Origin of the sequence: Microbacterium stercoris, assembly GCF_017592545.1 — a bacterium.
GTDB classification, from domain to species: Bacteria; Actinomycetota; Actinomycetes; order Actinomycetales; family Microbacteriaceae; genus Microbacterium; species Microbacterium stercoris.
In genome coordinates, this window is sequence record NZ_JAGFOA010000004.1 from 209122 (window position 1) to 222182 (window position 13061).

Here is a 13061-nt window from a genome sequence, read left to right on the forward strand (position 1 = left end):
GCCTCTCGGCGTTCGCGGGCCGGACGTCAGGATCGGATGATCGCCCCGGAGCGGGCGGGGACGGATCCGTCCACGAGCGGCTTCGTGGCGAAAAGCGTCTCCACGTGTCCCTCCAGGGGCAGGGGAGCGTCTCCGAGGTTGACGACGATCACGAGGGCGCCCCGACGGATCCGGATCCATCGCGGATCGTCCGAGAACTCGGCCGAGAGCTGCGCGAACCGCGGGTCGGTGAGCTCGGGCTCGCGACGCCGAAGCGCGATGAGCTCGCGATGCAGCGCGAGCAGCCGCGCGTGACGCCCGTCGGCGAGCTCGTCCCAGACGAGCTTCGACCGGTGGAACGTCTCAGGATCCTGCGGGTCGGGCACCACGGCCGGATCCCAGCCCATCCGCTCGAACTCCGCGATCCGGCCCTTGGCCGTCGCCTCACCCAGCTCGGGCTCGGGATGGGAGGTGAAGAACTGCCAGGGGGTGGAAGCTCCCCACTCCTCGCCCATAAAGAGCATGGGTGTGAACGGGCCCGCGAGCGACAGCAGCGCCGCCACCGCCAGAAGATCCTCGTCGAGGGTCGCCGAGAGGCGGTCGCCGGTGGCGCGGTTGCCGATCTGGTCGTGGTCCTGTGCATAGGCGACCAGCCGCCACGTGGGGGTCTCGGGCGGGATTGGCGAGCCGTGGGCTCGATCCCGGAACGACGACCACGTCCCGTCGTGGAAGAACCCGCGCGTCGCGGCCTTCGCGAGAGCCGCTATCGGCTCGAAGTCGGCGTAATAGCCGGACGTCTCCCCGGTGAGTGCGACATGCACGGCGTGGTGGTAGTCGTCGCTCCACTGCGCGTGGAGGCCATAGCCGCCCGCCTCACGCGGCGTGATGAGCTTCGGATCGTTGAGGTCCGACTCCGCGATGAGCGTCAGCGGTCGGCGCAGGTGGGCGCTGAGCGCGTCGACTCGTTCGGCCAGCTCCTGCAGGAGATGCGTGTCGGAGTCGTCCACCAGCGCGTGCACGGCGTCCAGACGCAGGCCGTCGACGTGGAAGTCACGCAGCCACATCAGCGCGTTCTCGATGATGTAGTCGCGCACCTCGCGCCGCGAGAGGTCGAGGGATGAGCCCCAGGTGTTGGCGCTCGCATCGTGCAGGTAGGGGGCGTAGAGCGGCAGATAGTTGCCGCTCGGTCCCAGGTGGTTGTAGACGACGTCCTGGATCACGCCCAGCCCCGCCGCGTGGCACGCGTCGACGAACCGCTGGTAGGCCTCGGGCCCGCCATAGGGCTCGGCCACGGCGTACCAGAGCACACCGTCGTACCCCCAGTTCCACGTGCCGTTGAACGCGTTCACGGGCAGGAGCTCGACGAGGTCGACACCGAGATCGACCAGATGCGGCAGCCTCTCGATCGCCGCGTCGAGGGTGCCCTCGGGCGTGAACGTGCCGAGATGCATTTCGTAGATCACAGACCCGGCGAGCTGACGTCCGGTCCACTGCGCGTCCGTCCACGGGAACGACAGATCCTGCACCTGGCTGAGGGCATGCACGCCCTCCGGCTGGCGCCGCGACCGCGGGTCGGGCAGGGGATCGTCGCGGTCGTCGAGCAGGAATCCGTAGCGCTGTCCGGGCTGCGACTCCACCGCGCTGTGCCACCACTCGCCGTCTCGCGTCATCTCGTGGAGCTGGCCGTCGAGCATCAGGCGCACGGCAGATGGGCGCGGAGCCCACAGGTCGAAGCTCATGCCTCCTCCTCTCTCAGCAGCAGGGCGACCGGGTAGCGGCCGAGCACGGCGCCCACCTCGACGGCCCCGCCCTCGAACTCGGCGCCCGTGAAGGCGTCCGAGTAGCGTCCGTGCGGCAGCATCACCAGCGTGTCGCCCCACCCGCCGGCGCGGTCGAGCCGCAGCGGCAGGCGCGTCGCGATCGCGATGGCGCCCCCTCGGTCGGCGGCGATCGCGTGGTCGGCCGCCTGGCCGACGATCTCGAGTCCGGCGTAGCGCGTGAACAGCTCCGGCCGGTCGCGCCGCGCGCGCAGCGCGCGCGAGGTCACGAGCAGCTTCGCCGCTCCCGTCTCGTCGAGCTCGGGCTGCTCCCCGGCATCGATGCGCGCGAGCACCGCGCGGCGCTCGGCGAAGTCGACAGGAAGGCGATTGTCCGGATCGACCAGAGACCGGTTCCACAGCTCGGAGCCCTGATACACATCCGGCACACCCGGAGCAACCAGTTGGAGCAGCTTCGCCGAGAGCGAGTTGGACCACCCGGCCGCCTGCACGAACCTCACGCACGACTCGATCGCCTCGTGCACCACGTCGTCGTCGAACGCCGCGTCGACGGCGGCGTGGAGGCGCGCCTCCCACTCGGCGTCCGGCGCCGTCCAGGTGGTCGAGGTGCCGGCCTCGCGCGAGGCCTTCTCGGCGTAGGCGTGGGCGCGCTCCCGGCTGAGCGGCCAGGCGCCGACCATCGAGGCCCACAGCAGCGCCTCGAACGGCCCATCTCCGAGCGCTGCGCGCGAACGGAGCGTGCGCAGCGTGCTGCGCCACAGTTCGGGTGCTTCCGCGAGGGCGTCGATCCGCGCTCGCGTGTCCTCGCCGCGCTTGGTGTCGTGGGTGGAGAGGGTGGTCATCGACAGCGGCCAGGCCGCCTGCCGCAGCTGCTGACGCTGGTGGAACTCCTGCACGTCGATCGAGAACTCGGAGGGATCCCCACCCACCTCGTTGAGCGAGGCGAGCCGTCCATAGCGGTAGAACGCGGTGTCCTCCACGCCCTTGGCCATGATCGCGCCGGAGGTCTGCTGGAAGCGGATCGCGACCTCCTCGTCCGCGTCAGACAGCAGCGGAAGCAGGGAGTCGATCGTGTGGGCGAGATCGCGCCGACGCTCCTTGGCAAGCTCTGCGGCCTCATGCAGGTGGCCGATCGCGGCGGGCAGGTAGGACCGGTACACCGGGAAGCATGCGAGCAGCTCGGCCAGCGCGTCCTCGGCGCGATCGATGTCGGGAACAAGCCGCGCGAGGCGGCGCACCTCGGAGCGGAGGATCCCATCGGCCACCGCGCGCTTGCGATCGTGCACCGTGCGGTCCCAGCTCACCCCACCCTTCTGCGGCGAGTCGGCGCGCAGCTCGGCCTCGAGCTCATCGAGGGGCGTCTGCCCTGCGGGATCGATGAGCACGCGGTCGATGTCGCCGAGCGCGTCGTATCCCGTCGTGCCGGCGGCGGCCCAGTCCGCAGGAAGGGGCTCTCCCGGCTCGAGGATCTTCTCGACCAGCACGTAGGCGCCGTCCGTCTGCTCCGCGAGCCGCGCGAGGTACCCCGCGGGGTCGGTGAGCCCGTCCGGATGGTCGATGCGCAGTCCGTCCACGAGCCCCTCGCGCAGCCAGCGCAGAATCTCGGCGTGCGTCGCGTCGAAGACCTCGGGGATCTCGACGCGAACCGCCGCGAGGCTCGACACCGCGAAGAAGCGACGGTAGTTCAGGTCGTCGTCGCCGCGCTTCCAATGCACGAGCTCGTAGTGCTGCCGGTCGTGCACGACGCCGGGGGAGGCGCCGTCGTCGGCCGTGCCCGGCGCGATCGGGAAGGCGTGGTCGTAGTACCGCAGCTCGCCGTCCTCGATGCGCAGCCCGTGATCGGGTGCGTCCGCGTCGTCGTCGCCGAGCACGGGTATCCGGACCCGTCCGCCGCCCGCATCCCAGTCGATGTCGAACGCTCCCGCGTGGGCCGAGGCGCGTCCGTGGGTCAGCACGTCCCACCACCACGGATTCAGGCGCGGTGTGGCGATGCCCATGTGATTCGGCACGATGTCGGCCAGCACCCCCAGGCCGGCCGCGCGTGCAGCCGCCGCGAACCGCACCAGGCCCGTGGAGCCGCCGCGATCGGGATCGACCCGCGAGTGATCGATCACGTCGTAGCCGTGATTCGATCCCGGTTCCGCGGCGAGCATCGGGGAGAGGTAGACGGTGTCGGCGCCCAGGGCGGCGATGTAGTCGACGAGCTCGGCCGCCTGATCCAGCGTGAACTCGCGGCGCAGCTGCAGCCGGTAGGTGCTCACCGGGATGCGGTGCGTCATGACGCCGACTTTCCGAGTGCGGCGGTCACCGATGCCTTGGGGGAGTAGTCGGGGGCGTCCGGCGCCTGCTGCCACTCACGCAGCACGACCACCGATCGCGACTCGACGGACAGGGTCGATCCGGGCTCGTGCGGCGACGGATCCGGTCCGTCGGCCGTGTCGAGCACGATCTCCCACGCCGCGCAGTACTCCTCCGAGGGGAGCGTGAACTCCACCGGCTCGACGTGCGCGTTGAAGAAGAGCAGGAAGTGGCGGTCCACGATCTTCTCGCCGCGCGGCCCGCGCTCGCGGATGCCCTGGCCGTTGAGGAAGACGCCCAGCGATCGGGCGTAGGCCGTCTGCCAGTCCTCCTCGTCCATCGCGGAGCCGTCGGGAGTGAACCACACGATGTCGGGCAGCGGATCGCCCTCGGCACGCTTCACGGGACGCCCGTCGAAGAACCCCCAGCGTCGGAACGCGGGGTGCTCGTGCCGCAGACGCGAGACGAGGGCCGTGAACTCGATGAGCGGCTCATCCGCCTGGTCCCAGTGGATCCACGTCAGCTCGTTGTCCTGCGCGTAGCCGTTGTTGTTGCCCTGCTGCGTGCGGCCCAGCTCGTCACCGTGCAGCAGCATCGGCACTCCCTGCGAGAGCAGCAGCGTGGCGAGCAGGTTGCGCTGCTGCCGCGCCCGCAGCTCGAGGATCGCGGGGTCGTCGGTGGGGCCCTCGACCCCGAGGTTGTACGACCGGTTGTGCGACTCGCCGTCGCGCCCGTCCTCGCCGTTGGCCTGGTTCTGCTTCTCGTTGTAGGAGACGAGGTCTCTCAGGGTGAAGCCGTCGTGTGCCGTGACGAAGTTGATCGACGCGATCGGCCGGCGCGCGGAGTTCTCGTAGAGATCCGCGGATCCGGTGAAGCGCGACGCGAACTCGCCGAGCGTGGCGGGCTCTCCGCGCCAGAAGTCGCGGGTCGTGTCGCGGAACTTGCCGTTCCACTCCGTCCACTGGGGCGGGAAGTTGCCGACCTGGTAGCCGCCGGGACCCACATCCCACGGCTCGGCGATGAGCTTGACCTGAGACACCACCGGATCCTGCTGCACGAGGTCGAAGAAGCTGGACAGGCGGTCGACCTCGTAGAACTCGCGCGCGAGCGTGGCGGCGAGATCGAAGCGGAATCCGTCGACCCGCATCTCGGTCACCCAGTACCGCAGGGAGTCGAGGATGAGCTGCAGGGAGTGGGGGTTGCGCACGCCCAGCGTGTTCCCGGTGCCCGTGTAGTCGGTGTAGTACTGCGGATCGTCCTCGACGAGGCGGTAGTACGACGCGTTGTCGATGCCCTTGAACGAGAGAGTGGGGCCCAGGTGGTTGCCCTCGGCGGTGTGGTTGTAGACCACGTCGAGGATCACCTCGATGCCCGCCGCGTGGAGCGCGCGCACCATCGCCTTGAACTCCTGCACCTGCTCGCCGCGATCGCCGCTGGAGGAGTACTCGCCGTGCGGCGCGAAGAACCCGATGGTGTTGTAGCCCCAGTAGTTGCGCAGGCCCTTCTCGAGCAGCGTCGAGTCATGCACGAACTGGTGCACGGGCATCAGCTCGATCGCCGTGACCCCGAGGCGCTTCAGGTGCGCGACCACCGAGGGATGCGCGACGCCGGCGTACGTGCCGCGCTGTTCTTCCGGCACGTCCGGATGAAGCTGGGTGAGGCCCTTCACGTGCGCCTCGTAGATGAGGGTGCCGCTGTACGACGTGCGGGGCCGGCGGTCGCCGCGCCAGTCGAAGTAGGGGTTGATCACGACGGATCGCAGCGTGTGCGCGGCCGAGTCGTCCTCGTTGCGCACCGTGGGGTCCTCGAAGTCGTGGTCGAAGAGCGCCGGGGCCCAGTCGATCTCGCCCGACAGGGCCTTCGCATACGGATCCACGAGCAGCTTGCTCGGATCGCAGCGGTGTCCCGCTGAGGGATCGAACGGGCCGTGCACGCGGTAGCCGTACCGCTGGCCGGGGCCGACATCGGGCAGATAGGCGTGCCAGACGTTCGCGTCCACCTCGATGAGGGGCACGCGCGTCTCGGTGTCGTCTTCGTCGAAAAGGCACAACTCGACGCCGGTGGCGACTTCGCTGTACAGCGCGAAGTTCGTTCCGTCGCCGTCGTACTCGGCGCCCAGCGGGTAGGGCCGTCCTGGCCACGTGTTCATGTGATCCTGCCGTTTCTCGCCCGCTCTCGCGGGTGGGGGTGGTGGTCCGGGTCAGCTCTCGCCTGTGACGCTAACGGGAGAGCACGTCCCGAGAAAGCCCCTTGACGCCGCGACGTATGCCCAGGGCGAACACGCGCCGGGGGCCTCTGAAGCCGCGGGTAGGGTCATATCCGACGCACCACTGAATGGAGTGAGAATGCCTGAACCGCTGATGGCACAGAGTGCTTTCGACCGGCTGCTGAAGGACCGCATCATCTGGCTTGGCTCGGAGGTGCGCGACGAGAATGCCAACGAGATCTGCGCGAAGATCCTGCTGCTCGCCGCCGAGGACTCCGAGAAGGACATCTACCTCTACATCAACTCGCCCGGCGGATCGATCACGGCCGGCATGGCGATCTACGACACCATGCAGTTCGTGCCGAACGACATCGTGACGGTCGGCATCGGCATGGCCGCCTCCATGGGCCAGCTGCTGCTCACCAGCGGCACCAAGGGCAAGCGCTACATCACGCCGAACGCGCGTGTGCTGCTGCACCAGCCCCACGGCGGCTTCGGCGGCACGGCCTCCGACATCCAGACGCAGGCGCAGCTGATCCTCGACATGAAGCGCCGTCTCGCCGAGATCACCGCGGCGCAGACGGGCAAGTCGGTCGAGCAGATCAACGAGGACGGCGACCGCGACCGCTGGTTCTCGGCCGAGGAGGCCCTGGCCTACGGCTTCGTCGACCACATCCGCGAGCACGCTGCCGACGTCTCCGGCGGCGGCGGCACCGACCGCTCCGCGAACTGAGCCCAAGAAGGACGTGAGTCTTATGCACACCCCCTACAAGCAGACCCCTCAGGGCTTCCAGGTCCCCTCGAGCCGCTACATCCTTCCGCAGTTCGAGGAGCGCACGGCGTACGGATACAAGCGCCAGGACCCGTACAACAAGCTGTTCGAGGACCGGGTCATCTTCCTGGGCGTCCAGGTCGACGACGCGTCCGCTGACGACGTGATGGCGCAGCTGCTGGTGCTCGAGAGCCAGGACCCGGATCGCGACATCATCATGTACATCAACTCGCCCGGTGGCTCGTTCACCGCCATGACGGCGATCTACGACACGATGCAGTACATCTCGCCTCAGATCCAGACGGTCGTGCTGGGCCAGGCGGCCTCCGCCGCGGCCGTGCTGCTCGCGGCCGGCGCCCCCGGCAAGCGCCTGGCACTTCCGAACGCGCGCGTGCTGATTCACCAGCCCGCGGTCGGCGAGTCGGGTCACGGCCAGGCGTCGGACATCGAGATCCAGGCGGCGGAGATCCTGCGCATGCGCACGTGGCTGGAGGAGACGCTCTCGAAGCACTCCAACAAGTCGGTGGAAGAGGTCCACAAGGACATCGACCGCGACAAGATCCTCTCGGGCGTCGAGGCCGTCGAGTACGGACTGGTCGACCAGGTGCTGACGACGCGCAAGCGCCAGCCGGCGGCGCTCAACCGCTGATCGCGAAGAGACGGATGCCCCGGGGAGCTCTCCCCGGGGCATCCGTCATATTTCGCCCGAAGGGTGAATCCGGAGCGCGCCGCCGCGCCGGTGTCGGCGGCAGCGGTTAGGCTCAGGAAGACTCGAACGGAAAGGTCCGAGGAGGACTCGAATGGCACGCATCGGTGAGAGCGCCGACCTCTTCAAGTGCTCGTTCTGCGGCAAGAGCCAGAAGCAGGTGCAGCAGCTGATCGCCGGCCCCGGCGTGTACATCTGCGACGAATGCGTCGAGCTCTGCAACGAGATCATCGAGGAGCGGATGGCCGAATCGGCCGGCTCGGGCGAGGTCGCGGAGTTCGATCTGCCCAAGCCGCGCGAGATCTTCTCGTTCCTCGAGGAGTACGTGATCGGTCAGGAGCCGGCGAAGCGCGCCCTGGCGGTGGCCGTTTACAACCACTACAAGCGCGTCCGCGCGCGCGGCGAGCTGAAGGCGGCCGACCAGAAGGCGGAGGACGTCGAGGTCGCCAAGAGCAACATCCTGATGCTCGGTCCCACCGGCTGCGGCAAGACCTATCTCGCGCAGACCCTGGCCAAGCGCCTGAACGTGCCCTTCGCCGTCGCCGATGCCACCGCGCTCACCGAGGCCGGGTACGTGGGCGAGGACGTCGAGAACATCCTGCTCAAGCTGCTCCAGGCCGCCGACTTCGACGTCAAGCGCGCCGAGACCGGCATCATCTACATCGACGAGGTCGACAAGATCGCCCGAAAGGCCGAGAACCCGTCGATCACCCGAGACGTCTCGGGCGAGGGCGTGCAGCAGGCGCTGCTGAAGATCCTCGAGGGCACGGTCGCCTCGGTGCCGCCGCAGGGCGGTCGCAAGCATCCGCATCAGGAGTTCATCCAGATCGACACGACGAACGTGCTGTTCATCGTGGCGGGGGCCTTCGCCGGCCTGGAGGACATCATCTCTTCGCGCGTCGGCAAGCACGGCGTCGGCTTCGGAGCCCCGCTGCACGACAAGAACGACGACTCGTCGCTGTTCGGCGAGGTGCTCCCTGAAGACCTGCACAAGTTCGGCCTGATCCCCGAGTTCATCGGCCGTCTGCCCGTCGTCGCCTCGGTGCAGCCGCTCGACCAGGACGCCCTGATGGAGATCCTGACCGTGCCGCGCAACGCGCTGGTCAAGCAGTACCAGCGCATGTTCGAGCTCGACGGAGTCGCGCTCGAGTTCGAGGATGACGCGCTCCGCGCGATCGCCGACCTCGCGGTGCTGCGGAAGACGGGCGCGCGCGGTCTGCGCGCGATCCTCGAGGACGTCCTCGGCCCGATCATGTTCGACATTCCCTCGACGGAAGACGTGGCCAAGGTCATCGTCACCCGGGCGGCCGTGGAGGACGGCGCGGAGGCGACGCTGGTGCTCGCGCCGGCGAAGAAGAAGTCGGCGTAACACGAGGCGACCACCCGCGTCTGACGAATGTCGGTGGCCGGGCCTAGCGTCGCTTCCATGACCCTCGTTCGTCCGTTCCGGTTTCGTGTCGCAGACGAAGAGCTCGACGATCTGCGCGGGCGGCTCGAGCGCGCGCGGCTGCTGCCCGACTCGCCGCGGCGGCCCCCGGCGGGGATGACAGGCGAGTGGCTGCGCGAGCTGGTCGCGACCTGGCGCGACGACGACTGGCGCGCTCGTGAAGAATGGCTTGCGTCATTCCCGCAGTTCCTTGCAGACATCCAGGGCACAGAGATCCACTTCGTGCATCTCAGGGCGGAAGACGCGGATGCCCCCGTGCTGCTCGTGATGCACGGCTGGCCGCACACCTTCGCGCTGCAGCTCGACTTCGCCGCGCAGCTCACCGACTTCCACGTTGTGGTGGCGAGCTTGCCAGGCTTCGCCTTCTCGCAGCCCTACTCCGAGGGGCCGTTCACGGAGCGGCGGGTGGCCGACACCATGCACCTCCTGATGACCGAGGTGCTCGGGTACACGCGGTACCTCACCTACGGTGAGGACATCTCCGCCTACGTCAGCGACAGGCTGGCGGCAGAGCATCCGGAGCATGTCGCGGGCATCGTCGCCACCCACGCACACTTCCCGCTGATGGCGGAGCGCGACCTCACGACCGATGCCGAGGAGCGTGCGTTCTTCGATCGCATGAACGGCGAGTTCTGGGAGGAGGGCGGCTACGCGCACGTCCAGGGCACACGCCCTGATGTCCTCGCCGCCGCGCTGAATGACTCGCCGGTCGGCCTGCTCGCCTGGGTCGCGGAGAAGTTCGCCGCCTGGGGTGATCTCCCCGACCCCTCCGATCCGCAGTCGATCGAACAGACGATCTCGCGCGAACGGATCCTGACCGAGGCCGCGATCTACTGGTTCACGCGCACCATCGCGACGTCCTTCCGGCCGTACTACGAGAGCGAGGACGAGGAGTTCCCGCTCGTGCGAGTGCCGGCATCCGTGCACATCCAGAGGCATGAGCATGACTATCCCGAATCGCTCGCGCGAACCTACTACCAGGACCTGCGCACGTTCGAGCGGCTCGACCGCGGCGGTCACTTCACGGTCGCCGAGGTGCCGAGCGAGATGGCCGCGCGCGTCCGCCGGTTCGCCGCGGACGTCTGGTGAGCGTGCCCCGTTAGGCCTTGCCTACCGACAGCGTGGCCCGCACCGCCTCGTCGGCATCGAGGAACTCCGGTTCGGCGGTGGCGCCGACCGCGTCGAAGTAACGGCTGAGGAAGCTGCGGAACGACGCCGCATAGGCGATGTCCGCGATCTCGAGGTCCGAGAAGCCGACCCCGCGGAGGCGCTCGATGTGGGTCTCGTCGATCCGTGAGGCGTCCACGGCGATCTGCTCGGCGTAGTCGAGCATCGCGACCTCACGCTCGCTCAGGCCCGCCGAGCGGTGGTCCTTCTGGATGGCCAGGGCTTTCTCCCGCCCCGTGAAGCGCGACAGTCCGCGGAAGTACACGTGGCTGCAGTAGCTCGACGGCACGTTCTTCGCCACAACGAGCGTGATCATCCGGAAGGCCTCCAGCCCGAGCGAGAAGCCGTCGCGCAGCTGATGCAGCAGCGCCTCAACCGGCGCGGCGAGATCGGGCCGCGCCGAGAGGCTGCGCGTGGCGTTCATCACCGCCCCCATGTCAGAGCGCTCGGCCTCGTAGACCTCGGCGAGTTCGCCGGTGGCCTCGTCGTCCGACACCGTCTTCAGATACATGGTGCACTCCGTCCGTGATCCTGCGCGAAGCGTAGACCTTCGATCCGACGGACGACAGAGGGGTACGGATCAGGCGCCGAGGCCGCGGCGCGCCAGCAGCGGCGTGATCTCCGCATCGCGGCCACGGAAGTCGCGGTAGGCCTCGAGCGGGTCTTTCGACCCGCCGACACCGAGAAGTCGCTCGCGGAAACGGTCGCCATTGGCGCGGAGCAGTCCGCCGTGCTCGCGGAACCACTCGACGGTGTCGGCATCGAGCACCTCGGCCCAGATGTACGAGTAGTAGCCGGCGCTGTAGCCGCCGGAGAAGACATGGGCGAAGTAGGTGGACGAGTATCGCGTCGGCACCGCGGGCTCGTCGAGACCGATGTCGGCAAGCGCCGCCGCCTCGAACGCCCGGACATCGGTGACCTCGGCGGCGTCGGCGGCCGACAGCGAATGCCACGCCTGATCGAGCCACGCCGCGGCGAGATACTCGCTCGTCGCGAAGCCCTGGTTGAAGGTCTCGGTGGCTCGCAACCGGTCGACGAGGTGGCCGGGGAGCGGTTCGCCCGTGTCATGGTGGATGGCGTATGAGGCCAGCACCTCGGGCCACAGGATCCACATCTCGTTGACCTGGCTCGGGAACTCCACGAAGTCGCGGTGCACCGCGGTGGCAGCGAAGTGGGGGTAGGTGACCGTGGCGAAGAGGCCGTGCAGTGCGTGTCCGAACTCGTGGAACAGCGTCGTCACCTGGTCGAGTGTGAGGAGGGTCGGCTGCCCGGGCGCGGGCTTGGGAACGTTGAGGTTGTTCACAACGACCGGTTGGGTGCCGCGCACGCGTGACTGCTTCACGATCGAGTTCATCCACGCTCCGCCGCGCTTGGTATCGCGCGTGTAGAGATCCAGTACGTAGAGCCCGAGAGGCGTGCCGTCCTCATTGAAGACTTCGAACGTGCGGGCGTCCGGGTGATACGCCGGAATGTCCGCGCGCTCCCGGAATGTGAGGCCGTACAGCAGTGTGGCGGCACGGAACACGCCGTCGATCAGCACCCGTTCGGCCTCGAACCACGGTCGCAGGGCGGCCGCGTCGAGGTCGTACTCGGCGGCGCGCACCCTCTCGGTCCAGAAGGCCCAGTCGTGCGCCTCGAGCGCGTAGGGCGTGCTCTCGGACTCGTCGATGAGGCGCTGGAGGGCGGCCTTCTCCCGCTGGGCGTTACGCGCGGCGGGAACGGCCAGCTCGCGCAGCAGGCGATGCACGGCCTCCGGTGTCCCCGCGGTCTGGTCGGCGGTGACGTAAGCGGCGTGCGACGGGTAGCCGAGCAGCTCCGCGCGCTCGGCTCGCAGCCGCACGATCTGCAGCAGCACGTCGCTGTTGTCGTTCGCGTTGCCGCGCGAACCCCGTGCGCGAGACGCCGTCATGATGCGCTCCCGCGAGACGCGGTCGGCGAGCTGCTCGAGGTAGGGATGTCCGGAGAACAGGGTGAGTGTCACCAGATAGCGCCCGTCGAGCCCGCGCTCACGGGCGGCCTCGGCCGCCGCCGACAGCTCGCCCGCGCTGAGCCCGTCGAGCTCGGCCTCCGCCGCGAAGGACACCGCGAGCTCGTTGGTGTCGGCGAGCAGGTTCTTCTCGAACTGCGTGGTGAGTTCCGACAGACGGCGGTTGAGGTCTGTCAGACGTGCCTTGGCCTGCTCGTCGAGCGCCGCGCCGGCGTGCGTGCGCTCGCGGAGATGGCGCTCCACGAGACGGCGCCCCTCGTCGTCGAGATCGAGCTGATCGAGCCGGTCGTGCACGGCGCTGATGCGCGCGTAGAGGCGTCCGTCGAGGGTGACCGCGTCATTGTGGGCGGACATCAGCGGCGCGAGCTTCTCGTCGATCTCCTGGATCTCGGCGGTCGCGTCGGCGGAGCTGACCGTGTAGAACGCCAGGATCACCCGCTCCAGCTGGGCGCCCGCGCGCTCGAGCGCGAGCAGCGTGTTCTCGAAGGTGGGATCCGCCGGATCCGTTGCGATCGCCTCGATCTCCGCCCGGTGCTCCGCGAACGCCGCCTCGAATGCCGGCAGGTAGTGCTCAGGCCGGATAGCGGCGTAGTCGGGCACGCCGTAGGGAAGCGGAGACGGGGCGAGCAGCGGGTTGAAGACGGCGTCGTCAGTCATGCATCGACTCTACTGAGCGAGTGCCGAGGATTCCTTGCAAAGAACAGTATGCAAAGAAATGATT

9 protein-coding genes are annotated in these 13061 nt (G+C 68.6%); 4 read left to right on the forward strand and 5 right to left on the reverse strand.

Annotated elements, in window-relative coordinates; translation table 11 throughout:
* Positions 1 to 26 precede the first annotated feature (26 nt).
* From treZ to glgX, 3 genes are read right to left on the reverse strand one after another with little or no spacing between them, the layout of a single operon-like run.
* Complete coding sequence (gene treZ, locus J5V96_RS11205) at positions 27 to 1718, reverse strand: malto-oligosyltrehalose trehalohydrolase (RefSeq protein ID WP_208503791.1); 1692 nt, start codon at positions 1716 to 1718, stop codon at positions 27 to 29.
* Entirely contained in the window at positions 1715 to 4036 is a 2322-nt protein-coding gene (gene treY, locus J5V96_RS11210) for a malto-oligosyltrehalose synthase (protein WP_208503793.1), read from the reverse strand. The genes treZ and treY overlap by 4 nt, the downstream gene beginning before the upstream one ends.
* Entirely contained in the window at positions 4033 to 6204 is a 2172-nt protein-coding gene (gene glgX / locus J5V96_RS11215; RefSeq protein ID WP_208503795.1) for a glycogen debranching protein GlgX, read from the reverse strand. Before glgX ends, treY begins: the two co-directional genes overlap by 4 nt.
* Before the next feature lie 196 nt (positions 6205 to 6400).
* On the opposite strand from glgX, the gene J5V96_RS11220 reads away from it, so the two are divergent.
* The 4 genes from J5V96_RS11220 (at position 6401) to J5V96_RS11235 (ending at position 10275) form a co-directional block, all read left to right on the forward strand.
* Positions 6401 to 6994 carry an ATP-dependent Clp protease proteolytic subunit gene (locus tag J5V96_RS11220; RefSeq protein WP_208503798.1) on the forward strand — a complete coding sequence of 198 codons (594 nt, stop codon included), beginning with the start codon at positions 6401 to 6403 and terminating at the stop codon, positions 6992 to 6994.
* A 22-nt stretch (positions 6995 to 7016) separates the two neighbouring features.
* The gene (locus tag J5V96_RS11225; RefSeq protein WP_208504224.1) at positions 7017 to 7682 is read left to right on the forward strand and encodes an ATP-dependent Clp protease proteolytic subunit; all 666 of its coding nucleotides are present in this window, start codon (positions 7017 to 7019) and stop codon (positions 7680 to 7682) included.
* A 151-nt stretch (positions 7683 to 7833) separates the two neighbouring features.
* Entirely contained in the window at positions 7834 to 9108 is a 1275-nt protein-coding gene (gene clpX / locus J5V96_RS11230; RefSeq protein WP_208503800.1) for an ATP-dependent Clp protease ATP-binding subunit ClpX, read from the forward strand.
* A 57-nt stretch (positions 9109 to 9165) separates the two neighbouring features.
* Complete coding sequence (locus J5V96_RS11235; RefSeq protein WP_208503802.1) at positions 9166 to 10275, forward strand: epoxide hydrolase family protein; 1110 nt, start codon at positions 9166 to 9168, stop codon at positions 10273 to 10275.
* Between the two features lie 10 nt (positions 10276 to 10285).
* On the opposite strand, the gene J5V96_RS11240 is transcribed toward J5V96_RS11235, so the two are convergent.
* Positions 10286 to 10864, reverse strand: a complete 579-nt coding sequence (locus J5V96_RS11240) for a carboxymuconolactone decarboxylase family protein (RefSeq protein WP_208503803.1) — start codon at positions 10862 to 10864, stop codon at positions 10286 to 10288.
* A 69-nt stretch (positions 10865 to 10933) separates the two neighbouring features.
* The gene (locus tag J5V96_RS11245) at positions 10934 to 12997 is read right to left on the reverse strand and encodes a M3 family metallopeptidase (RefSeq protein ID WP_208503805.1); all 2064 of its coding nucleotides are present in this window, start codon (positions 12995 to 12997) and stop codon (positions 10934 to 10936) included.
* Positions 12998 to 13061 lie beyond the last annotated feature (64 nt).